The sequence below is a fragment of the Salinactinospora qingdaonensis genome (assembly GCF_039539445.1).
Taxonomy (GTDB): domain Bacteria; phylum Actinomycetota; class Actinomycetes; order Streptosporangiales; family Streptosporangiaceae; genus Salinactinospora; species Salinactinospora qingdaonensis.
This window is the reverse complement of record NZ_BAABDD010000026.1, coordinates 30721-53174: the sequence shown is the minus strand read 5'-3', so window position 1 is coordinate 53174 and position 22454 is coordinate 30721. Positions and strand designations below refer to the sequence as shown.

The window sequence follows — 22454 nt, the reverse complement described above, 5'->3', positions numbered from 1 at the left end:
CCGGTAGGTTGCCCCCCATGGCGATCAGCGCAGGACTGCATGGCAATGCCGATCTCGATGTCACCACCTCCGATACCGCTGTGGCACTGGGCAGCGGCGACGTTGCGGTGCTGGGCACGCCCCGGGTGCTGGCACTGGCCGAGGCCGCCACGGTCGCGGCCGTGGCTGGTCACCTGCCGCAGGGCTGTACCAGTGTCGGAACCCAGGTCGAGGTCGCGCACACCGCCCCCACTCCCATCGGCGCGCAGGTGCATGCCGAGGCAGTGCTGAGCCACGTTGCGGGGGAGCAGCTCACTTTCGACGTGACCGTGACGCAGCAGGAGCGCACGATCGCCACGGCGACGGTGCGGCGCGTCATCGTCGAGCGCGAGCGGTTCCTCGCCAAAGCCACGGCGTGACCTCCCCCGTCCCGGAGGGGACGCGCTGGGCGTGGCCGCGCCGCGTCTCACACCCCCATGGTCGCGCGGGGATAGACGTTCTCGGGGTCGGTGGCGACGTTGACCATGTAGGGAACACCGGAGTCGAAAGCGCGCCGCAGCGCCGGAGCGATCTCCTCGGGGCGGGTCACGAGTTCGCCGTCGCCTCCCAAGGCACGGACGACCTCGTCGTAGCGGGTCTGAGGCGTAAGGTCGGCGGCGACGTCATAGCCGTAGATCAGTTGCATGGGCGCCTTCTCCAACCCCCAGATGCCGTTGTTGCCGCACACCATCACGACCGGTAGTCGGTGGCGCACCAGCGTGTCGACGTCCATCAGGGAAAAGCCCGCGGCCCCGTCGCCCAGCAAGGTGACTACCTGCGCCGACGGTCGCGACAGTCGGGCGGCGATGGCGTAGCCCATGCCGGTGCCCAGGCAGCCGAAGGGGCCCGGGTCGAGCCAGTTGCCCGGCGCGGCGGGCTCGATGTACTTGCCCGCGTAGGAGACGAAGTCGCCGCCGTCACCGATGACCACAGCGTCGTCGGCGAGGATGCGGGTGAGCTCGCCATAGATTCGGGGCGGCTGGATCGCCTCGGCGTCGCTGCGCATCGCCTCGACGTCGGAGGCGGTTGCGGCGCGCACCGCGTCTTGGAGCAGTTGGCGCCACTGCGCTAAGGCGGAAGGGGGTTTGGCGGCGTCGCCGATGCCGCGCAGCGCCGCGGCCACGTCGCCGGTTACCGATCCCGCTAGCCCCAGGTGGGTGGCGAGCTGATCGGCGGAGTCGACCACGTGGGCGACCTTGGCCAGGCCTGCGCCGTTTTTGCCGCCGAACAGGCCATGCCCCAGCCGGAAGTCCAGGGGCGTGCCCACGACCACGACGAGGTCAGCTTGGCCAAAGGCTGTGCTCCGGGCGCGGTTGACGAGCAGTGGATGGCTGCCGGGGAGCACGCCGCGGCCCTGGCCGTTGGTGATCACGGGAATGCCGAGTTCCTCGGCCAGGGCGCGGGCCGTCTCCTCGGCGCCGTCCAGCCACACGTCGGAGCCGTACACCAGTACGGGCCGCTCGGCCTCGCTCAGCAGGTGCGCCACCGTAGCGACAGCGTCCGGTTCGGGGGTGCGGTCGGTGGAGGGGGCGGGCAGCGGTGGTTCGACGTCGGCGTGGTCGTAGAGCCGGTCCATGGGGATGTCGAGGAAAACCGGCCCACGGTGGGCGCTGTTGGCTAGGGTGAACGCCTCGTGCACCGCCGAGCCGACCCGGGAGGTCTCGTGTACCGTCCAGGCCCGTTTGGTCACCGGCTCCAGGATGGGCGGCTGGTCGAGTTCTTGCAGCAGCCCCTGGCCCCAGCGGCCGTCGGGGGCGCGTCCGCCTAGCACCACCATGGGCGAGCCGTTGAAGTGCGCTGTCGCCATGCCGCTGATCCCGTTGGTCACCCCCGGCCCCGCGGTGAGCACGGCCCAGCCCGCCGTGCGGGTGAGTTTGCCGACGCCTTCGGCTGCGAACACGGCCGTTTGCTCGTGGCGGACATCCAGCAGGTTCATGACCGGCTCGGGGCGGACCGCGCCATCGTAGAGCGGGAACACGTGTCCGCCCGAAAGGGTGAACATGGTGGTGACGCCGTGGTGTCGGGCGACGGTGACGGCGTGGGCGCCGGCGTGGCCGGTCAGACGGCCGCGGAAAGGGGACATGCTCATCAGGGGTTTTCGGCGTGGCGCCGGTGCTGGCTCGTGGGAGGGCGCCGCCGAGTCCTCCTCTCGATTCGACCATCGGGCGCACGTGGGGGCGTCGTGGTTAACGCGCCTGCTCCCCTAACTTACCAGCTAGTAATAGCGACTCATGTGATTTGTCTCATATCGCGGTGGCCGACGGGTGCCTCTCGCTCGTCGGCCACCGCGCGAGGCCGACGTCTCACTCGTGTGGAGGGCGTAGCCGGGTGACGAATTTGTACCGATCGCCCCGGTACAGGGAACGCACCCACTCCACCGGGTGGCCTTCGGCGTCGAAGCTGTGCTGGCAGTGCAACACCAGGGGCAGTCCCACGTCGACTCCAAGGAGCCGTGCCTCGTTGGGGGTGGCGAGCACGGTCTCGATCGTGGCCTCAGCTTCAGCCAGCCGAACCTCATAGGCACTGGCCAGCGCCTCGTACAGCGATGCGTATCGGTCGAGTTGGCGACGCAGGCCGGGGAATCTGCGGGCCGCCAGGTGGGCGGTTTCCACCGCCATCGGCTCGCCGTTGGCCAGCCGCAGTCGCTCGATGCGCAGCACGCGCCCACCGGAGCGGATGGCCAACAGTTCGGCGAGGCTGTCGTCGGCGTTGATGTAACTCACATCCAGGATGCGCGTGGCCGGGTGCAGGCCGTGTGATCGCATCTCCTGGGTGTAGCTGGTGAGCTGTAGCACCTGGGCAACTTTGGGCTTGGCTACGAAGGTCCCTTTGCCCTGAATGCGCAGCAGCCGCCCTTCGACCACCATCTCGGTCAGCGCCTGGCGCACTGTGGTGCGCGAAGTATTGAACTGGGTCGCCAGCGCCCGCTCCGGGGGCACCGGGTTCCCGGCCGGCATGGTTTCGATGAGATCCAGGAGTTGTCTTTTGACCTGGTAGTACTTAGGGACTCGCTGGCCGTCCTCGAGCGTTCGCTGGGCCGTCACGTCAGTTTCCTCCACCGCTTCCCACCCGTTCAGCATTGCCCGCATCTTGGCAGTAGCCGGGCCCTCCTTCCCAGTAGGAGTACCCGTTTTGGCCCAACTGGTCTGGACCACAGGTACACAGATGCGTTCCTTGAGTATGCCTTCCTTCGTGGGATGATTTGTGAGTGCCTCACCTCAGTGATCTAATCCGAAGGTATACAGCGCTCAAGACGGTGGACCTGGAGTGGCTGCACGCGCTGGTCTCCGACTGGCAGCTTCTCGCTGATCTCTCCTTCGCTGACCTGGTGCTTTGGGTGCGCCTGCGCGATGACACCGGCTGGGTGGCCGTATCTCAGATGCGACCTACGACCGGTCCCACGGCGTTCCAGGACGATCTTGTCGAGACCTTCCTGCGTGATCCACATCACGCGAATGGCGACTCGGAGCTTACCCAGTCGGCGACCAAACGGGGACTGCTCGACCGCGCTTGGACCGAGGGCCGTATCTGCCGTGAGGGTGATCCTGACTGGTCAGGCGGGGTTCCGGTGCGAGAGGAGACCATTCCCGTCCGGCGTGAGGGGTGCACGATCGCGGTGATCCAGCGCAGTACCAATCTCAGTTCGGCGCGCACTCCGAGCCGGCTTGAGCTCACCTACCTGCAAAGTGCCGGCGATCTGGCACAGATGATCTCCGAAGGCGAGTTCCCCTTCAACGACCAGGGGCCACTCATGGTGCGTTCACCCCGGGTGGGTGACGGCCTGCTACGGCTGGACCAGGGGGGTCGGGTGGTCTACGCCAGCCCCAACGCCCTTTCGGCCTACCGGCGGCTGGGGCTTACCGCGGACTTGGTGGGAGCCGACCTGGCGCGCACCACCTTGGAGCTCTCCGTCGCCGCTGACGCGCGCGACGAGTCGCTGACGTGGACCGCGAGCGGCCGGGTCCCCCAGGAAGCCGAGGTCGAGGCGCGCGGGTCGACGATCCAGCTCCGCTCGATCCCGTTGGTCATTGGTGGGGCACGCATCGGGGCCCTGGTCATGGTGCGCGACGTCACCGAGTTGCGCCGACGCGAGCGCGAACTCATGACAAAGGACGCCACTATCCGTGAGATTCACCACAGAGTGAAGAACAATCTCCAAACGGTGGCCGCTCTGCTGCGGCTCCAGGCGCGCCGGCTCCAGGTTCCGGAGGGGCGTATGGCCCTGGACGAGGCAGTGCGCCGGGTCGGCTCCATCGCGATCGTCCACGAGATGCTCTCCCACACGCCCGACGAGATCGTCGACTTCGACGACATCGCCGATCGTGTGATCGAGATGGCCGCCGAGGTCTCTTCGACCGAGTCCTCCTCGGTGGTGCCGCGTAGGGTGGGCAACTTCGGGCTGTTGTCGGCATTGGTGGCCACGCCGCTGTCCATGGTGCTGGCGGAACTGGTCCAAAATTCCGTCGAACACGGACTGGGCTACGGTCCCGGTGTCATCGAGGTCGTCGCTGACCGTGACGCCCCGCATCCCGGTGCGGAGGAGGACGGTACCAGGCTGCGTGTCGAGGTCACCGATGACGGCGACGGCCTGCCCCCCGATTTCAACATCGAGGGCTCGACCAGTCTTGGCTTGCACATCGTGCGCGCACTGATCGTGGGGGAATTGGGAGGGACGTTGGAGATCAAACCCAAGCAGGAGGGCGGGACGAAGGTCTCGATCGATCTGCCCATCGAACGCGACTTCCAGCCCCACACCTGAGCGCGCTAGGGCCCTTGGGCGTGAGAGAGGCCGCCGCGGGGGTACGGTCGCCCGGCCGACCGTAGGGCCCCACGAGTCTCAGACGGCCGTCCGCTGCCGGCTCACCAGCTTGCGGCGGCGCTTGAGAGCACGGCGCTCCTCCTCGCTCATGCCACCCCAGACCCCGCCGTCCTGGCCGCTTTGCAGCGCCCATTCCAAGCAGGAGTTCATGACCGAGCAGCGGTGGCATACCTCTTTGGCCTCTTCGATTTGGATCAGGGCCGGCCCGGAATCGCCGATAGGGAAGAAGAGTTCGGGGTCCTCGTCACGGCAGGCAGCGTGGTGGCGCCAGTCCATGCGGATTCACTCCTTTAACAGCGCACGATCTGCAACGGGTCTTTGTGAACGAATTCACGAATATGAGCGTGTGTTTCGGGTCCGCCTCTTCGCTGGTACCCGCTTTGCGGTGTGCCCACCTGGGGGCTTGTTACGGCTCCCGCTCCCGCTTGTGCGCGGGTACGAGCGCCCTGACCTTGGAACAGTCCGTTAACCCACCCGTAACGTGTGGCGACACTTTGAGCCTGACAGGCTTATGGGGTGCATGCAAGAGTTCGCGTCGCCCAGCGCCTTGAATGCCGTGTCGTGTGCGTCACAAGACGCTTTTCTCTGAACCCCGAAAAAGCATCAATAAACCACTCGTAATGCTTTTGGAATAGAACAGAAATCAATCTGTTTTCGTTCTCCCAGGTATTCCCCATCTATCTGGAAGGCCCGGGGATGCTCACACTCGACCACGAATCTCGGCTGGTCGTGCCACGAGAGGTGCCCTAGGCCCTGCTCCGGTACGCCGCGCGGGGACAGCATCTGTCCCACCAGGCGCGCCGTGGTCAGGGTGTCGACGTGGGTGAGCGCGAAAGCGTCCAGTCCGAGGTGGAATCTGGAGCGCGGCGTCGGCTGCACCGGGAAGGCGCCGGCGTAGGTCCACGGGGTCGTGTTGGTGACCAGCATGGCGTGGAGCCCACGCACCGGGTCGCGGTCGGGCAGGTGGACGGTGAGTGAGGGGTCGCGGACCCGGTCGCCCTTGTAGAACAGATTGAGCGCCACGCTCATATACATCCCGGGAGAGGCCCGGTGGCCGTGGTGGCGGCGACGCTCCACCTCGCGCACGACCTCGGCGTCCCAACCAAACCCAGCGCAGAAGGTGAAGTAGCGGCCGTCGTCGTCGGGGCCGCTGACACGCCCCAGACCGACCGTGCGCCGCGCTCCGGTGCGCAGTGCCTCCAGTACTGCCCCCGTAGCCTCAACGGGGTCACTGGGCAGTCCCAGTGCCCGGATGAAAACGTTGGCACTTCCGCCGGGCAGGGCGGCGTAAGCCGGCTGGGGAAGGTGTGAAGGAGTTGTCAGGATGCCGTTGACGACCTCGTTGACAGTGCCGTCGCCACCGAGGCTGATAACCAGCTCGTAGCCCTCTTCGGCGGCTTGGCGAGCGAGTTCTTTGGCGTGCTCGCGGTACTGGGTCTGGCGTACGTCCAAGGAGAATTCGCTGGCCATAGCCCGGAGAATGACGTCTCTGGCCCGCGTGGTCGTCGTGGTGGCCTGGGGATTGGCAATGAACAGGGCACGCACGCCGTCAGTCTACGGTCCCTGCGGGGGGCGGAGCGTAGCCGGCCGGGCAGATAAGCTCGATGGTGTGTCCCAACGTCCGCTGACCATTGTCCTCGCAACCGGCCTACAGAGCCTCATCGCTCTCGCTCTGCTGCTCGCCGGGGGGTACGTGCTCATTGAAGTACTGCTCGGACGCGCCACCGACGTCGGTTACGCGCTGCCGCTGACCGTGTTCGCGCTGGGCGCGGGCGCCGCAGTGGGGTATACGGCGTGGGGGTTGTTCATGCTGCACAGTTGGGCCCGCACGCCGGTGGTCCTCACCCAGATCTTCGTCTGCGTCATCGCTTACTACATGTGGACCAGCCAGCAGTACGCGATCAGTGTGGCTCTGGCCGTCGTCGCCGCCGCGGCGCTTGTCCTCGCACTCGCACCGTCCACCACGGCCAGACTCTTCCCTGGTGAAAGCGGAAGGCACGACCGGCAGTCGTGAGGAAACGGGGCATCGAGTCCGCTCCATGCCCCGGTCCATGGATCGGGGGGCGATCGTCGGGGTGATCAGTCGTCTATGGTCAGTGCCTGACGAAGCTGAGCCAGGGTGCGCGCGAGCAGCCGCGAGACGTGCATCTGCGAGATTCCCAGTTCCGCCGCTATCTGCGACTGCGTCATGTTGCCGAAGAAACGCAGCAGCAGAATGCGTTTCTCCCGAGGCGGCAGTTGTTCCAGCAGGGGTTTGAGGGACTCCCGATACTCCACTCCCTCCAGCGAATCGTCGACGATGCCCAGCGAGTCGGCCACGGCCGGGGCATCCTCGTCGCCACTGTCGGGAGCGTCGAGAGAAACCGTGGAGTAGGCGTTGGCCGACTCCAGGCCCTCCAACACCTCTTCCTCGGACATCCCCAGGTGGTCGGCGAGCTCGTGCACCGTGGGAGCCCGCCCCTCGCGCTGCGACAGGTCGCTGACCGCTTTGGTCAGCGACAGTTTCAGCTCCTGGAGCCGGCGCGGAACCCGTACCGCCCACCCCTTGTCCCGGAAGTGACGTTTGATCTCGCCCACGATCGTGGGCGTGGCATAGGTGGAGAACTCCACGCCACGGTCCAGGTCGAACCGGTCGATGGACTTGATCAGGCCGATCGTGGCGACCTGCGTGAGATCGTCGAGCCATTCGCCGCGGTTGCGAAACCGCCGCGCCAAGTACTCCACCAGGGGCAGGTGCAGCTCGACGAGTTCGTCGCGGATGCGCTGCCGTTCCGGCGAGTCGTCGGCGAGCTCACCCATCCGCTCGAACAACTCTCGTGCACGCTCCCGGTCGGGCACCGCGTGCTCCGTTTTCGCCGTCAGAGCGGGCCCCCTTTCACTCACGCCGACTCCACCACGTCACGGCGCTTGTGGAGGACGATCGTCACCCGATCGTCCGCGCCGACATTGGCGTCGACATCACCGGCCAGAGCCGACAGGACCGTCCACGCGAAGGTGTCACGGGCCGGCAACCGGCCATCGGCGGTCAGTACCGACACGGCAATGCGCATGCCGTCGCCGGTAAGTTCGAATTCGGTCGTGAGGTCTGTACCGGGCAGAGCCTGGGAGAGCAACATCGCGCACGCTTCGTCTACCCCGATACGCAGGTCCTCGATCTCGTCCAGGGTGAAGTCGAGCCGGGCTGCCAGGCCGGCCGTGGCTGTCCGTAGGACGGACAGGTAGGCGCTCTCGGCTGGCATACGCACGGTCACCGCGTCTCGGACTCCCAGTGCGTCCGTGGTCGGCACAGCGGTTTCTTCAGTCACGTCCCTCCTCCGGGAAGCGAGGTTGCCGCTTGACAGCAATGTATCTTGTTCGCCCCCGCCGCGGTGCACGCGAGCACTCCCGTGTTCCGACAATGGACGCAGGGACGGTTGCCGGGTCGCCTCATGACGGTGCCTCCTCGCTGTCCTCGCGTGCCGCGAGTCTGGCGAGACTGTCACCACTGACGCGAAACACCGTCCATTCGTCCATCGCCACCGCTCCCAAGGACGTGTAGAACTCGATGGCATCACGGTTCCAGTCGAGCACCGACCACTCCAGCCGCGAGAAGCCGTGTTGCGCGCAGGTGCGCGCCAACTCGGCCAAGAGCGCACGGCCATAGCCTCGGCCCCGTAAGTGTGGCCGGACGTAGAGATCCTCCACATAGATTCCGTGCCGCCCGGTCCAGGTCGAGAAATTGCGGAACCACAGGGCGAAACCCGCCACAGTGTGTTCACCCTCCGGCGTTATGTGTTCGGCTATATGGGCGAAGGCGGCAGGGTGCTCTCCGAACAGCGCCTCGGCGAAATCGGCCTCGGTGGACACGACCGCCTCCGGCTCTTTCTCATACTCGGCCAACTCGCCTACGAGTTGACGGATCGTCGCGACATCGCCGGGACGGGCGGGACGGATCACGGTGCTCCTCAACGCAAAAGCGGACGGTGTTCGCGGCTACCGGTATTTCTCTTCAATAAGCACACACTGGGCCGAATGAATTCCGCGACACAGCATCCACGGTAGCCGGTCATGGCTGTCACCCTGCCCCGTACCACAGCGCGTCGCCGGGGCGCACGCACCATGGGCGAGCCGGCCGTCCCGAGGCGGGCAGCGGCCAGTCCCCTGGCGACAGCAGGGAAAACCCTCGTGACGATCCTGTGGTTTCACAGTCGGCATGAGCGCGCGTGAATCGTTGTGAGATGATTGGATAACGGGTCAACCCCGTGACATCGACAGCGCTCCGCTCCAACAAGTTTCGTGGAGATCGACGCTCGCCATTCGGTTCTGGCCGACCGGAGGCGCAATCCGTCCCCTAGCACACCGTCTCCACGCGCTGTCCTTGCAGATACGGCCGTCCGCGCTATGGCCGTCGCGGACGCGCACTACTACTGAGGGGTTTTTCACGGTGACCACTGATTCTCACGCGCACCTCGACGAGGATCCCGCCTTCGCCCTGCATCGCGGTGGCAAGCTGAACGTGCGTTCCTCTGTTCAGGTCCGTGACCACGACGATCTGGCTCTGGCCTACACGCCCGGCGTCGCCCGGGTGTGCGGGGCCATCGCGGACAACAGCGAACTCGTCGACACCTACACCTGGAAGAGCGGTGTCGTCGCCGTCGTCACCGACGGCTCGGCGGTTCTGGGACTGGGCGACATCGGCCCCGAGGCGTCGCTTCCCGTCATGGAGGGCAAGTCCCTGCTGTTCACCGAGTTCGCCGGCATCAATTCCGTGCCGATCGCGCTGTCCTGTCGCGAGGTCGACGACATCGTCGAGACCGTGGCGCGGATGGCTCCCTCCTTCGGCGGCATCAATCTGGAGGACATCTCTGCGCCGCGCTGCTTCGAGATCGAGCAGCGGCTGCGCGAGCGCCTCGATATCCCGGTGTTCCACGACGACCAGCACGGCACGGCGATCGTCGCCCTTGCGGCACTGCGCAACGCGGCCCGTGTCACCGGCCGTAGCCTTGGCGATCTGCGCGCCGTCGTCTCCGGCGCCGGTGCCTCGGGGATAGCCGTTACCAAGATGCTCGTCGCCGGCGGTATTGGCGACATCGCCGTGGCTGACAGCAAGGGGTTGATCTACGCCGGACGTGGCGGCCTGACCCCCGCCAAGGACGAACTCGCCGAAATCAGCAACAAATCCGGTCTGACCGGGTCAATCGAGACGGCGCTGGCCGGGGCCGACGTCTTCATCGGTCTCTCGGCGGGCGAGGTCTCCGAGGAGATCGTCGCGACGATGGCCGACAACGCCATCATCTGCGCCATGGCCAACCCCAACCCGGAGGTTCACCCCGACGTGGCGCGCAAGTACGCCAGCGTCGTGGCGACCGGGCGCAGCGACTTCCCCAACCAGATCAACAACGTTTTGGCCTTCCCCGGCGTTTTCAAGGGCGCGCTGGAGGTTCGGGCCGCTGACATCACCGAGAGCATGAAGATGGCCGCCGCCAACGCGCTGGCCGACCTGGTGGGCGATGACCTCGCCCCGGACTACATCATCCCGAGTTCGTTCGACACCCGGGTTGTCCCCGCTGTCGCCGAAGCCGTCGCCCAACAGGCGCGCGCCGAGGGTGTCGCTCGATCGTAGGTGAATGATCGCTTAACGTGACCGATCTGGAGCGGGAACCCCCGCTCCAGATCGCCGCGTGCGGCACTTCCAGCTTCCCCGTTCTCGCCGCCCCTCCCGAACCGCGGGATTGCCGGGGCAGCCGGTTCAGGGCGTGCGCGCGGTGGAGTCAGACACCCCCGCTCACAGCTACAAGGACGAACGCGATCCAGGCCAAGTGGGAGAAGGCCAGGATCAGCCCCTCCCGGTCGGTGGAGTCACGTACGGCGACCCCGCTTTGCAGATGGGCGAACTCCACGCACTGGCCGCCCGCCGTTCCGCTGTAGGAGCTCGTACGCCACCCGGTATCCGCCATTTCCAACGCGGCCATGCCGCGCCCACCTCCCTAGTCATTGACATCCTCCGTTTCCCCCGACCGGACCCTCTGCTCCAATTCGGTGAGCAACTCCCGGGTCTCCATAGGGTGTAGCGCCGCGGTCCGCAGGTGTTCGAAGGCCACGGTGTAGAAACGAACCTCTTTTGCCTTTTCGATGTAGAGGCTGCTCGTCAAATTTTCCACATGGACAAGCCGTGGCGCATAAATGTCGGACTCGGTGAACTCAAGAATGTCGAATGATCCGTTGACGCCCGGGTGTGCGCCACGGTCAAACGGGAGGACTTGTAGTGTTATATGCGGTTTATCGCCCATCTCTATGAGATGGAGGAATTGATCTGCTGTAACCTTTTTTCCGCCGATAGGGCGGTGTAGGGCGGCTTCGTCGATGACGACCCATACATCCGGCGGATCTTCTCTAAATAGGACCTCCTGGCGTCGGATACGCAATTCGGCGCGTCGGTCGACCTCGCTGGGCTCCACCGGAGCCACGTGAGACTGGAGCAGGGCGCGGGCGTAGGCCTCGGTTTGGAACAGACCGGGAACGATCTGGTTCTGATAGAAGCGCAGCGTGCTCGCTTCTGGCTCTAGCCCCAGGTAGACCTCGAACCGCTCGGGGAGCACGTCGCCGTAGACGTGCCACCACCCGCGGCGTCGTGACTCGCGCGCCAGCATGATCAACGACTGACGCAGGCCGGGATCTGTCACCTCGTACAGCTCCAGCAGGTCACGAACATCGTCGGAGTTCGTCGCGACCTGACCGCGTTCGATCCGGGAGAGTTTGCTCCCCGACCACGACATGCGCTCGGCCGCTTCCTCTCCGGTCAATCCGGCGTGCTCGCGCAGGCGACGTAGTTCCACGCCGAGTCGACGACGGCGGACAGTGGGGTTATAGCCGGCGGCCACCAGAGCCTCCTTATGGCACGGGGGAGAGGCTGCGTCGGGAACGCAAGAAGATTACTTCACCCAGCCGAGCAGCCAGGTCACTCGACGACGGCTGGTGGCCTGCGGCGGAAGGGGTCCGGTCTCCCGAACGTTTCCGTGCGGCTCCCATGCGCGGCCACCGCCACTGCACACCAGCGGCCCGGAGTAGGTGAGAACCGACGCATGGCATGTATCGTCCGCGCCGCTCGATCCGAAACCTGCCGCTCCATCCCTTTCGTGGTTTCCGTGTTCCGTCCGTGGGCCACCCGGGGTGACATAGCGCATGTTTCGGGGACGACCTGCTGTGACTCTGGTTACGGTGCCTCGCTACTGTCGGGGCATGTTCGCTATCACTGCCGCGCGTATCGATCCCGCGGACCCGCTTTCCTGCCTCGAAGCAGGGGAACGTCCCGAACCTACCCCCACCCAGGGGTGGACAGTGGTCACCGTCAAAGCGGCCTCACTCAACCACCACGACCTGTGGAGCCTACGCGGCGTCGGGCTGAGTGCCGACCGGTTGCCCATGGTGCTGGGCACTGACGCCGCCGGCGTGGACGAAGAGGGGAACCCCGTCATCGTCCACGGCGTCATCGGCGACGCCACGGACGGGGCCGGCGACGAGACCCGCGATCCGCGCCGTTCCCTGCTCTCAGAGGTCTACGACGGTTCCTTCGCCGAGAAGCTGGCCGTTCCCCGGCGCAATCTGGTGCCCAAGCCTGAGGGGCTGTCGTTTGAAGAAGCGGCCTGCCTGCCGACGGCATGGCTGACCGCCTACCGCATGCTGTTCGAGAAGGCGCAGGTGGAGCCGGGCGCGCGTCTTTTGGTGCAGGGGGCCGGCGGGGGTGTGTCCAGCGCGCTGATCAGGATGGCCGCGGTCACCGGCTACCGCGTCTACGTCACGGGCCGCTCCGAGACCAAACGGGCCCGGGCCGTCGAACTCGGCGCCTACGCCGCGTTCGAGCCTGGCCAGCGCCTCCCCGAGAAGGTGGACGCCGTCTTCGACAGTGTCGGTGAGGCGACGTGGGGGCATTCGGTGCGGTCGCTGCGTCCGGGTGGGCGGATCGTCACCTGCGGCGCCACCTCGGGCGATGCCCCTTCAGCCGAGTTGACCAGGATGTTCTTCCTACAGTTGTCGGCTGTGGGGTCGGCGATGGGCACGCGGGGGCAGCTTGCCCGCCTGGCTGAGTTCTGTGTCCGTACCGGAGTGCGCCCCGAGATTGACCGTGTGCTGCCCCTGAACCGGGCGGCGGAGGGCTTCGCCGCGATGTACGAGGGCGACCTTTTCGGCAAGGTCGTCTTCACAGTGGACTGACGCGCCACGGTGGCCCCAGGTGTAGCCGGTGCCGCCGCGGCGCGGCGGCACCGTTGCGGGGACGCTCAGCGCGTGGTCGTGTCGCCTCCAGGGTCCGTTGTGCCGGGGTCGTCGTCGGCGGAGCCGGTGGCCGGTTGGTCGCCCTCGTCGTGTGTCACCGTCTGCCACGGATCGGAGGAGCCGCCCTCCGCGTGCGGGGGCTCCTCCCGTGGGGAGCGTTCGCCGGCCTGCTCCGAGCGTGCCGCGTCCCCGTGGTCTGGAGAGCCTGAACTGTCGCCGGTGGTGTCCGTGCGGCTCTCCTCGCCGCCCGGCCCCCAACCGGCCAGGTCACGCCGGATGACCTCGATGGTGTCGTCGAGGATGCGTCGCAGGTCGTTGGCTGCCGATTCGCCGACCTGCCCGGCCTCGCGCATGACGCGGCTGACCCGTTCGCTGAAGTCACTCAGTGTCCGGTCGAATTCGGGGCCGCTGCTTTCGTCCTCGTGGCGACCGTGCTTGCTCCAGGGCGGCCCCCACGTGCTGAAGCCGCGCGCGAACTTTTCCCAATCGCGTTCCCACCAGGCACCGGTGTCGCGCTTGTCCGATGTGGCGCGCTCGTCATTGGCGGCGCCCTCTTCGCCGGTGTCACGCTGTTCGCCGCCGCGCGGGCCGAACTTCAGCTCCGCACGCAGCGAGCTGATGGTGTCACGGACGTCCTCCTTGACCGCGCGGGCGATGTCGCTGACCGAAGCGGTCAGCTCGCGTTCCAGCTCGTCGAGGTCGTCGCTGTGGCGGTGGAGTTCCTCCCGCCCTTTGTCGGTGAGCCGGTAGACCTTGCGGTCGTTGACCTTCTCGTGGGTCACCAGCCCCTCCTCCTCCAGTCGGCTCAGCCGAGGGTAGATGGTGCCGGGGGAGGGCGAGTAGACCCCGAGGAACCGGTCGCGCAGCAGGCTGATGATTTCGTAGCCGTGCCGCGGGTTCTCGTCCAGCAGTTTCAGCAAGTACAGCCGGAGCCGGCCGTGGCCAAAGATCGTGCTCACGTTGTCCCCCTAGGAATCGCGGCCGGGGCGTCGGGTTGGCGGCGCAGCAGCGAGACGCCTCCGGAGACGCTGGTGGTGGTGACGGTGGCGGGATCGATCCCGTCGCCGATGTTTCCGCTCATAGTGCTTCGACCGCGCAGGTCGCGCCGGTCGAGCCCGAACGCGGAGTCCACTCGCCCCATAGCCGAGCGCAGTTCCACCGTGGCCGCTGTCTCGGCCGGCACGCGCAGGGCCACATCGCCCGAGACCGAGGCCAGCCGTACCCGGGCCGCCGCGGTCAGGTCGACGTCGGCGAGGAGCCGCCCCGAGCCGCTGCGCGCGGAGAAGTCCGAAACCCGGCCGCCGGCGACGGCGACTTGGCCACTCACGGTGTTGCAGTGCAAGCTTCCGCTGAGGTCGCGTCCGGCGATGTCGCCGGAGACCGTGTTGACGTCGATCTCGCCGTTGATGTCGTCTAGCGTCACGTCCCCGGATGCGCTGCGGACGCGGGTTTTGGCGCTGCCACCGGCGATGACGACCGGTGCCGAGACCGTGGTCAGTTCGAGCGGGCATTCGCGCGGTACCCGCAGGTCGATCATGGCGCTACGCCGCCCCACACCACGGTATTTGGACAGTTGTGAGGGCCGAAGCCGTTCCAGCAGCCCGCTGCGGGTGAGGTCGTCGTAGGTGATGGTGAGGATGCCGGCCTCTTGTGTGACCAGCAGCGGCTCACCGGAGATCTCGGAGATGTCGAAGGTCACCGGATCGTCGGTGGGAAGAATGTTGAGGTGACCACCGACGATGCGCACTCGTAGGGCCACGATTCCGTCGAGGGTGCGCGTCGCCGGCTGGTCGATGGTCCATTGTGCCATCGCAGTCCCTTTCGACTCAGTGTCCTAACGAGAGACACGATATGTCGCGAGAGCCGGCGACTCAAGATATGTCGCAAACTATCGGGGGTTCGTCAGGGATGCCCCTGAGGACCCCCCGTACCGTGGCTGCGGCACCTAACGCGAAAGAGGGCTCCGGGATCTCCCGAAGCCCTCTTTGGTACGTCACCCGCGTGGCGCGCCGCTTACTCCTCGTCCCCCTCGTCGTCGAGGCGGGCCAGCCAGGTGGCCAGCCGGTCGACGGGCGTCTCGAACTCTGGGTTGAGATCGGTGAAGGTGCGCAACTGGTCGGCGAGCCACGCTAGGGACACCTCTTCCTCGCCGCGGCGCTTCTCCAGCTCTTCGATACCACGATCGGTGTAGTACATCCGGTCCATTCCCCGCTTGACTCGTTGTTCTGGCTCCGCCGCCGCGCCGTCGGTCGCCGGCGCAGCGCCGGAGCCACCCCGCGCTGCTCTATTCGGCCGGCGGGAACACGGTGTTGACCAGGGCCTGCTGTTCCACGTCGTGGCGCTTGGCCGACCCGGCGGCCGGGGAGGAACTGGCCGGCCGCGACACCCGCGTGAAGGGGCGGTCGAGCTGTTCGGAGAAGACCAGCGCCACGAACGGCCACGGCCCCATGTTCGCCGGCTCCTCCTGGACCCACAGCACTTCGCCGGCGTTGGGGTAGGCGGCCAGTTGCTGGCGGATCTCGTCGATGGGCAGCGGGTAGAGCCGCTCCACCCGGATGACGGCGGTGTGCTGATCGTCGCCGCGGCTGCGGGCGTTTTGCAGGTCGTAATAGACCTTGCCCGAGCACAGCACCACCCGGCGCACGTCCTTGGGGTCGGGCGCTGCGGGGTCGGGCAGAAGCGGCTGGAACGACCCGGACGTGAAGTCCTGCGTTTTGGAGGTGGCCGCCTTCAACCGCAGCATCCACTTGGGGGTGAACACCACCAGCGGACGGCGGTAGGGCGACTTGACCTGCCAGCGCAGCAGATGGAAGTAGTTCGCCGGCGTCGTGGGCATCGCGGCCGTCATGTTCTCCTGAGCGCACGACTGGAGGAAGCGTTCGATGCGCGCAGAGGAGTGGTCGGGGCCCTGCCCCTCGTAGCCGTGCGGCAGGAGCAGGGTGACGCTGGAGCGCTGCCCCCACTTCTGTTCACCGGCGCTGACGTACTCGTCCAAGATGGTCTGGGCGCCGTTGACGAAGTCGCCGAACTGGGCCTCCCAGCACACCAGCGCCTCGGGGCGCACCGACGAGTAGCCGTACTCGAACCCCAGTGCCGCATACTCGCTCAGCAGCGAGTCGTGGACGTAGAACTTCGAGGTGCCCTTGTCGAACTGCTTGAGCGGGGTGTGGACCTCGCCGGAGTTGCGGTCGACCAGGGCCGCGTGGCGCTGCCCGAAGGTGCCGCGGCGACTGTCCTGGCCCACCAGCCGCACCGGGTGCTCCTCCAGCAGCAGCGACCCGAACGCCAGCGTCTCGCCCATGGCCCAGTCGATGGTGTCGTCCTCGACCATCTGGGCGCGGCGCTGCAACTGGGGCTGGAGTCGCGGGTGCGGAGTGAAGCCCTCGGGCAGGTTGAGCTGGGTGTCGACCACCCGCTTGACCACCTCGGCCGAGATGGCCGTCTCCACGCTGCTGTGGTCGATCCGCCCTTCGTCGAAGACCTCGGGCTTGGTCACCGCGCCCGGCTCGATCGGCTTCTTGCCCGCCTCGCGGGTCTCGGTGAAGGCGCGCTCCAACTGCTGCTGGTAGTCGCGTAGCGCCTGCTCGGCCTCCTCCACCGTGATGTCGCCCCGCCCGATGAGCGCTTCGGTGTAGAGCTTGCGGGTGGAGCGCTTGGTGTCGATCACGTCGTACATCAACGGTTGCGTGAACGAGGGGTTGTCGGCCTCGTTGTGACCGCGGCGCCGGTAGCACACCAGGTCGACCACGACATCCTTGTTGAAGGCCTGCCGGTAGGCGAAGGCGAGCTGGGCCACCCGCACGACAGCTTCGGGGTCGTCGCCGTTGACATGGAAAATCGGCGCCTGCACCATGCGCGCGACATCGGTGGCATAGACACTGGAGCGGCTGTCGGCCGGCGAGGTGGTGAACCCGACCTGGTTGTTGACGATCACGTGCACGGTGCCGCCGGTGCGGTAGCCACGCAACTGCGAGAGGTTGAGCGTCTCGGCCACCACGCCCTGGCCGGCGAAGGCGGCGTCGCCGTGGATGAGCAACGGTAGGACGGTGAAGCCGTGCTGGCCCTTGTTGAGCAGGTCCTGCTTGGCGCGCACGATCCCTTCGGCGACGGGGTTGACCGTCTCCAGGTGGCTGGGGTTGGCCGACAGGGAGATGGCGATCTTTTCGCCTTCAGCGGTCTCGAACGTGCCTTCGGTACCGAGGTGGTATTTCACATCGCCGGAACCGTGGGCGCTGCGCGGGTCGATGTTGCCTTCGAACTCGCCGAAGATCTGGCCGTAGGACTTGCCGCAGATGTTGGCGAGCACGTTCAGCCGGCCCCGGTGGGCCATGGCGATGACGACCTCGTCCAGCTCGGCCTTGGCGGCCTTGGTGATGACGCCGTCGAGCAGCGGGATCAGCGACTCGCCGCCCTCCAGTGAGAACCGCTTCTGGCCCACGTATTTGGTCTGGAGGAAGGTCTCGAACGCCTCGGCGCTGTTGAGCCGGCGCAGGATGTGCAACTGTTCGTCGCGGCTGACCTTCTCGTGCTCGCGCTCGACGTGGGACTGAATCCAGCTCCGTTCCTCCGGACTCTGGATGTGCATGTACTCGATGCCCACGGTGCGGCAGTAGGTGTCACGCAGCACGCCGAGGATGTCGCGCAGCTTCATGACCTGCTTGCCGCCGAACCCTCCGGTGGGGAACTCGCGCTCTAGGTCCCACAGGGTGAGGCCGTGTTCGAGGACGTCGAGGTCGGGGTGGCGCCGCTGCTTGTACTCCAGCGGGTCGGTGTCGGCCATCAGGTGACCGCGCACCCGGTAAGCGTGGATCAGCTCTTGGACGCGGCTGGCTTTGTCGAGCTGGTTACTGTGGCTGATGGAGATGTCCTGCACCCACCGCACCGGCTCGTACGGGATGCGCAGCGACTCGAAGATCTCGTCGTAGAAGTCGTCCTCACCCAGCAGCAGCCGGTGCATCTGACGGAGGAACTCCCCCGACTGCGCTCCCTGGATGATGCGATGGTCGTAGGTGGAGGTCAGTGTCATGACCTTGCTGACCGCCAGCCGGTCCAGGGTCTCCGGCGAGGCGCCCTGGAACTCGGCGGGGTACTCCATAGCCCCTACGCCGATGATGGCGCCCTGCCCCGGCATCAGGCGAGGCACCGAGTGGACGGTGCCGATACCGCCCGGGTTGGTGAGGCTGATCGTGGTGTCCTGGAAGTCGGCCACCCCGAGCTTTCCGGCGCGCGCCTTGCGCACGGTCTCCTCGTAGGCCGTCCAGAACTCTCGGAAGTTCATCTCGTCGGCGCGCTTGATGCTGGGCACCACAAGCTGGCGCGAGCCGTCGGACTTTTGCAGGTCGATAGCAAGACCCAGGTTGACGTGCTCGGGCTTGGCAATGCCTGGCTTGCCGTCGACTTCCACGTAGGAGTAGTTCATGTCCGGCATCGCCTGGAGCGCCTTCACCATGGCGTAGCCGATGAGATGCGTGAAAGAGACCTTCCCGCCTCGGCCGCGCTTCATGTGGTTGTTGATGACGATGCGGTTGTCGAACAGCAGCTTCACCGGCACCGCACGCACGCTCGTGGCGGTGGGCAGTGACAGGCTGGACTCCATGTTCGCCGCAGTGCGGGCCGGGGCGCCGCGCAGGCGCTCCTCACGCACCCCGGAACCGCCGGAGTCGCCGCCCTCGGGCGCGCCCGTACCGTTGGGCGAGGATGGAGTGGCCGGCTTCGCGGCCGTGCTCGCCTTCGTTGTGGCGCCATCGCCCGACGTAGCGGCGGTCTTCTTTTCGGAGGCGGTGGCGTTGCCGGCTGCCTTGCCGGGAGCCGCGGTCTGACCGCCGCTCTCAGTGCCATCGGTGGCCTTGGTGGACCCGGACTTGTAGTCCGCGAAGAAGTTCCACCATGCCTTGTCGACCGAGTTCGGGTCGTTGACGTACTTCTGGTACAGCTCGTCGACCAGCCACTCATTGGGCCCGAAATCTGACAGGGGTTGAGATGCCTCAGACGACACGGCGGAGATCGCCCTCTTCCGCAGCTCGCTTGTGAATGTGATGGAGAGATAGCCACAGCGCTGGACGCGCGTCAGTCGTGGCGGCCCACTTCGGTCGCGTTAACGCGCCCGGCTGGCGATCTCGTCTCATAGGCTACTTCTCCTAGCGTTCGGATGGGGCCCGCGGATGGTCACCCCGGTGGGATATACCTAACAATTATTCACATAATCGAGATCTCACAGTACGTCTGAGCTGCGGGGTGAGCAGTAAGAAACCCACGTTACGCCCTTATCGCCCCCTCACACCTTGGTTCCTCCGCTTGTGCGGGGAACCCGTGCCATCAACGCGACGTCTCAGCCGTGAATGCGCGGCCGAGCAGGACGGCTGGGCGCGTTCCGGCGGACCCCGGGGGCACCGCCGGGCCGTGTCCAGGCTCGGCCGCGCATACCGTGTGGGCCGCGTCTCCTATTCCGGTGGTGCCTGTCGTTAGAGTCGGAATGTCCCGCCCGCGTCGGGGTGAGCGGGGGCGCAAAAAGGCATCTGAGGAGGAGACATGAGCGACCTCCGGTTCGATGGGCGCGTTGCCGTCGTCACCGGCGCCGGCCAAGGTCTGGGCCGGGCCCACGCGCTCGCGTTCGCCGCGCGTGGCGCCAAGGTCGTTGCCAACGACGCCGGCGAGGAGGTCGACGGCACCGCCCGCGAAGAGACCGGTGATCGCGCCGCCGCGGTGGTCGCCGAGATCCAACGCGCCGGGGGCGTGGCGCTGGCCGACACCAACGACGTCGCCACCCCCGACGGGGCGCGCGGGCTCATCGAGGCGGCCCTCGACACCTTCGGTCGCATCGACATCCTGGTCAATAACGCCGGCATCCTGCGTGACAGGTCGTTTCAAAACATCACGGTCGAGGAGTGGGACGCCGTCCTCGACGTTCACCTGCGGGGAGCCTTCCTCGTCTCCCGCGCCGCGTTCGAGCACCTGCGCGAGCACGGCTACGGCCGCATCGTCAACACCACCTCCTCCTCGGGGCTGTTCGGCAACTTCGGGCAGAGCAACTACGCCGCGGCCACCATGGCTATCGTCGGGCTGACCAAGACCCTCGCGATCGAAGGCGCTAGTTACGACATCAGCGCCAACGCCGTGGCGCCGCTGGCCCACACTCGTATGACCAAAGACACCCTTCCGCGCGAGGGCGCAGCCAAGATGGCCCCGGAGCAGGTCACGCCCTTGGTGGCGTGGCTGGCCCATGAGGACTGCCCGACCACGGGCGAGATCTACTCCGCGGGAGGTGGACGCTTCGCGCGCGTCTTCATCGCTGAGGGAGGCGGGGTCGTGCTGCCCAACGCCTCCGTAGAGGACATCAGCGACAACTGGCCCGACATCAACGCCGAGCGCCCCTATGTGATCCCCCGCGACCGCAGGGAGCAGGTCGAGGCGCATATGCAGACCTTGAAGTAGTCGCTGCGTAACCGTACGGCTACGAAACGGCGGTCGCCTCCGTCGAAATCAGCGTCCGAACCCGGTAAAGGACGATTGTTCCGATTCCTTCGCCGTGGGTGCGGTGTGGATTCTGTGCGCTTGCTCGAATTCGGCCACGAGACGCCCGTTCTCCTCCCTAGCATGTCAGAACGCATGTGGGGGAGGTTGACAGAGGTGGGGAAGACGACCGTGAAAGAGTTCGGCGAGCTCGAATCCGCGATCATGGACAGCCTGTGGGAAGCCGACCGTCCACTGGTGGTGCGTGAAATACGCGAGCGGATGACCTACGACCGCGAGATCGCCTATACGACCGTGATGACAGTGACCAACATCCTGTATCACAAGGGGTTGCTCCACAGAGAGAAAGCGGGGCGGGCATGGCGCTACTGGCCACGGGAGTCCCGCGCCGAGCACACCGCCCGTGTGATGAGCGAAGTTTTCAGCGGCAGCGTTGATCGTGGGGCCACCATGGTGAGTTTCCTCGAACGTTTCAGCGACGAGGACATGGCGCGCCTCCACGACGTCCTTCGCGAGGTCCGTGCGCGGCGGGAGCTCGCCTCGTAGGCCCGCCGCAGCCACACCTGCCGCCGTTGTCTATGCTGGCGTGCTGTGGATGAACGGCTTGTCGCGCGCATGCGGGGATTCGGTGAGACGGTCTTCGCCGAGATGACCAGGCTCGCCACCGATACCGGCGCCATCAACCTGGGACAGGGCTTCCCCGATACCGACGGGCCTACCTCGCTGCTGGAAGGGGCGGCCCGGCGGATTCGAGACGGTGGCGACAGCGTCAACCAGTACCCGCCCGGGCTCGGCCGCCCGGAGTTGCGCGCGGCCGTCGCGGCCGACCGCTCGCGTCGCTACGGACTCGACTACGATCCCTCCGACGAGGTCTACGTGACCGTCGGTGCCACGGGCGGTATCGCCGCCGCTGTTCTTAGCACCGTCGAGCCCGGCGACGAGGTCGTGCTCTTCGAGCCGATGTACGACTCCTACCCGGCGGTCATCGCCATGGCCGGCGGAGTGCGGCGTCCGGTCACACTGCGCCCCACCGGCCCCGCGGGCCGGTTCACCTTCGACCCCGAAGAGCTGCGCGCGGCCGTGGGGCCTCGGACCCGCATGATCATCGTCAACTCCCCGCACAATCCCACGGGTACGGTCCTCACCCGCGAGGAGCTCGCGGTCATCGCCGACCTGTGCCATGAGCACGACCTCATCGCGCTCACCGACGAGGTCTACGAGCACCTCACCTTCGACGGAGCCGAACACGTCCCGCTGGCCGCCCTGCCCGGGATGCGTGAGCGCACGATCACCGTGTCGTCGGTGGGCAAGACCTTCTCCGTCACGGCGTGGAAGACCGGATGGGTGACCGGGCCCCGCGAGCTCGTCCGTGCGGTGCGTACCGTCAACCAGTTCCTCACCTTCAGCGCCAACGGGGCGCTGCAACTCGCGATCGCCGACGCGCTCAGCGACGTTAGCGGCGAGATGGGGTGGGTGGGCCAGCTCCGCGCCGCGCTCGCCGGCAAGCGCGACCGGCTTTCGGTCGGCCTGCGAGCCGCCGGTTTCGACGTCACCCACACCCAGGGCACCTACTTTGTCATGGCCGACATCGGCCCCCTTGGCGGCACTGACGGCATCGAGTTCGCCCGAGCCATGCCTCGGGAAGCGGGGGTCGCCATGGTTCCGGCCCAGGTCCTTTACGACCGCCCAACCGAAGCGCGACACCTGGTGCGATTCGCCTTCTGCAAGCGTGACGAAGTCCTGGACGCGGCGATCGCCCGGCTCGGCGAATGGTCCCGTACCGGCGCCCGCCCTTCCCGGGCCGCTCAAGGCTGATTCTCACCGCTGCCGGTTCCCGCCCGGCAGCGACGGTCCCATGCCCGCCACGGTCGCCACAGACCTATGAGACACGAGAGGG

21 protein-coding genes are annotated in these 22454 nt (G+C 66.7%); 8 read left to right on the top strand and 13 right to left on the bottom strand.

Annotated features, from left to right (window positions below; genetic code table 11):
- Window positions 1-17: 17 nt before the first annotated feature.
- Window positions 18-398 (top strand): thioesterase family protein, encoded by a 381-nt coding sequence (locus ABD848_RS20030; RefSeq protein ID WP_344974871.1) that lies wholly within the window; start codon window positions 18-20, stop codon window positions 396-398.
- Between the two features lie 47 nt (window positions 399-445).
- On the opposite strand, the gene ABD848_RS20025 is transcribed toward ABD848_RS20030, so the two are convergent.
- Window positions 446-2107 (bottom strand): acetolactate synthase, encoded by a 1662-nt coding sequence (locus ABD848_RS20025; protein WP_344974868.1) that lies wholly within the window; start codon window positions 2105-2107, stop codon window positions 446-448.
- Between the two features lie 214 nt (window positions 2108-2321).
- Window positions 2322-3062, bottom strand: a complete 741-nt coding sequence (locus ABD848_RS20020; protein ID WP_344974865.1) for a GntR family transcriptional regulator — start codon at window positions 3060-3062, stop codon at window positions 2322-2324.
- A 164-nt stretch (window positions 3063-3226) separates the two neighbouring features.
- On the opposite strand from ABD848_RS20020, the gene ABD848_RS20015 reads away from it, so the two are divergent.
- Window positions 3227-4777, top strand: a complete 1551-nt coding sequence (locus tag ABD848_RS20015) for a histidine kinase N-terminal domain-containing protein (protein WP_344974861.1) — start codon at window positions 3227-3229, stop codon at window positions 4775-4777.
- 78 nt (window positions 4778-4855) lie between these two features.
- Here ABD848_RS20015 and ABD848_RS20010 read toward each other — a convergent pair whose 3' ends face one another.
- Together ABD848_RS20010 and ABD848_RS20005 are read right to left on the bottom strand one after the other, a co-directional pair.
- Window positions 4856-5113: a WhiB family transcriptional regulator gene (locus ABD848_RS20010; protein ID WP_344974858.1), complete on the bottom strand. Its 258-nt coding sequence runs from the start codon at window positions 5111-5113 to the stop codon at window positions 4856-4858.
- A gap of 327 nt (window positions 5114-5440) precedes the next feature.
- The gene (locus tag ABD848_RS20005) at window positions 5441-6382 is read right to left on the bottom strand and encodes a diacylglycerol/lipid kinase family protein (protein WP_344974855.1); all 942 of its coding nucleotides are present in this window, start codon (window positions 6380-6382) and stop codon (window positions 5441-5443) included.
- A 64-nt stretch (window positions 6383-6446) separates the two neighbouring features.
- Between ABD848_RS20005 and ABD848_RS20000 the strand changes: the two genes are divergently transcribed.
- Entirely contained in the window at window positions 6447-6851 is a 405-nt protein-coding gene (locus ABD848_RS20000; protein ID WP_344974851.1) for a hypothetical protein, read from the top strand.
- Between the two features lie 65 nt (window positions 6852-6916).
- On the opposite strand, the gene ABD848_RS19995 is transcribed toward ABD848_RS20000, so the two are convergent.
- The 3 genes from ABD848_RS19995 to ABD848_RS19985 form a co-directional block, all read right to left on the bottom strand.
- Window positions 6917-7648, bottom strand: coding sequence for an RNA polymerase sigma factor SigF (locus ABD848_RS19995; protein WP_344974908.1), 732 nt, complete (start codon window positions 7646-7648; stop codon window positions 6917-6919).
- Between the two features lie 68 nt (window positions 7649-7716).
- Window positions 7717-8142, bottom strand: coding sequence for an ATP-binding protein (locus ABD848_RS19990; RefSeq protein ID WP_344974848.1), 426 nt, complete (start codon window positions 8140-8142; stop codon window positions 7717-7719).
- Between the two features lie 121 nt (window positions 8143-8263).
- Window positions 8264-8773 (bottom strand): GNAT family N-acetyltransferase, encoded by a 510-nt coding sequence (locus ABD848_RS19985; RefSeq protein ID WP_344974845.1) that lies wholly within the window; start codon window positions 8771-8773, stop codon window positions 8264-8266.
- Between the two features lie 487 nt (window positions 8774-9260).
- Here ABD848_RS19985 and ABD848_RS19980 point away from each other — a divergent pair, with 487 nt between their 5' ends.
- On the top strand, window positions 9261-10439 hold the full coding sequence (locus ABD848_RS19980) for an NAD(P)-dependent malic enzyme (RefSeq protein WP_344974841.1): 1179 nt from the start codon (window positions 9261-9263) through the stop codon (window positions 10437-10439).
- Window positions 10440-10587: 148 nt separating this feature from the next.
- Here ABD848_RS19980 and ABD848_RS19975 read toward each other — a convergent pair whose 3' ends face one another.
- Both ABD848_RS19975 and ABD848_RS19970 read right to left on the bottom strand, forming a co-directional pair.
- Window positions 10588-10788, bottom strand: a complete 201-nt coding sequence (locus tag ABD848_RS19975; RefSeq protein WP_344974839.1) for a DUF397 domain-containing protein — start codon at window positions 10786-10788, stop codon at window positions 10588-10590.
- Between the two features lie 15 nt (window positions 10789-10803).
- The gene (locus tag ABD848_RS19970; RefSeq protein WP_344974836.1) at window positions 10804-11697 is read right to left on the bottom strand and encodes a helix-turn-helix domain-containing protein; all 894 of its coding nucleotides are present in this window, start codon (window positions 11695-11697) and stop codon (window positions 10804-10806) included.
- Between the two features lie 358 nt (window positions 11698-12055).
- Between ABD848_RS19970 and ABD848_RS19965 the strand changes: the two genes are divergently transcribed.
- The gene (locus ABD848_RS19965) at window positions 12056-13027 is read left to right on the top strand and encodes a zinc-binding dehydrogenase (protein WP_344974833.1); all 972 of its coding nucleotides are present in this window, start codon (window positions 12056-12058) and stop codon (window positions 13025-13027) included.
- 65 nt (window positions 13028-13092) lie between these two features.
- On the opposite strand, the gene ABD848_RS19960 is transcribed toward ABD848_RS19965, so the two are convergent.
- The 4 genes from ABD848_RS19960 to ABD848_RS19945 form a co-directional block, all read right to left on the bottom strand.
- The gene (locus ABD848_RS19960; protein WP_344974830.1) at window positions 13093-14046 is read right to left on the bottom strand and encodes a PadR family transcriptional regulator; all 954 of its coding nucleotides are present in this window, start codon (window positions 14044-14046) and stop codon (window positions 13093-13095) included.
- Entirely contained in the window at window positions 14043-14897 is an 855-nt protein-coding gene (locus ABD848_RS19955; protein WP_344974827.1) for a DUF4097 family beta strand repeat-containing protein, read from the bottom strand. Before ABD848_RS19955 ends, ABD848_RS19960 begins: the two co-directional genes overlap by 4 nt.
- Window positions 14898-15100: 203 nt before the next feature.
- On the bottom strand, window positions 15101-15283 hold the full coding sequence (locus ABD848_RS19950; RefSeq protein ID WP_344974824.1) for a DUF6104 family protein: 183 nt from the start codon (window positions 15281-15283) through the stop codon (window positions 15101-15103).
- A gap of 88 nt (window positions 15284-15371) precedes the next feature.
- Window positions 15372-19082, bottom strand: a complete 3711-nt coding sequence (locus tag ABD848_RS19945) for a multifunctional oxoglutarate decarboxylase/oxoglutarate dehydrogenase thiamine pyrophosphate-binding subunit/dihydrolipoyllysine-residue succinyltransferase subunit (protein WP_344974821.1) — start codon at window positions 19080-19082, stop codon at window positions 15372-15374.
- Between the two features lie 533 nt (window positions 19083-19615).
- Here ABD848_RS19945 and ABD848_RS19940 point away from each other — a divergent pair.
- The 3 genes from ABD848_RS19940 to ABD848_RS19930 all read left to right on the top strand — a co-directional run bounded on the left by ABD848_RS19940 (window position 19616) and on the right by ABD848_RS19930 (window position 22372).
- Window positions 19616-20518: an SDR family oxidoreductase gene (locus tag ABD848_RS19940; RefSeq protein WP_344974818.1), complete on the top strand. Its 903-nt coding sequence runs from the start codon at window positions 19616-19618 to the stop codon at window positions 20516-20518.
- A 210-nt stretch (window positions 20519-20728) separates the two neighbouring features.
- Entirely contained in the window at window positions 20729-21103 is a 375-nt protein-coding gene (locus ABD848_RS19935; protein WP_344974906.1) for a BlaI/MecI/CopY family transcriptional regulator, read from the top strand.
- Window positions 21104-21148: 45 nt separating this feature from the next.
- Complete coding sequence (locus tag ABD848_RS19930; RefSeq protein ID WP_344974815.1) at window positions 21149-22372, top strand: pyridoxal phosphate-dependent aminotransferase; 1224 nt, start codon at window positions 21149-21151, stop codon at window positions 22370-22372.
- The last annotated feature ends 82 nt before the right edge of the window (window positions 22373-22454 follow it).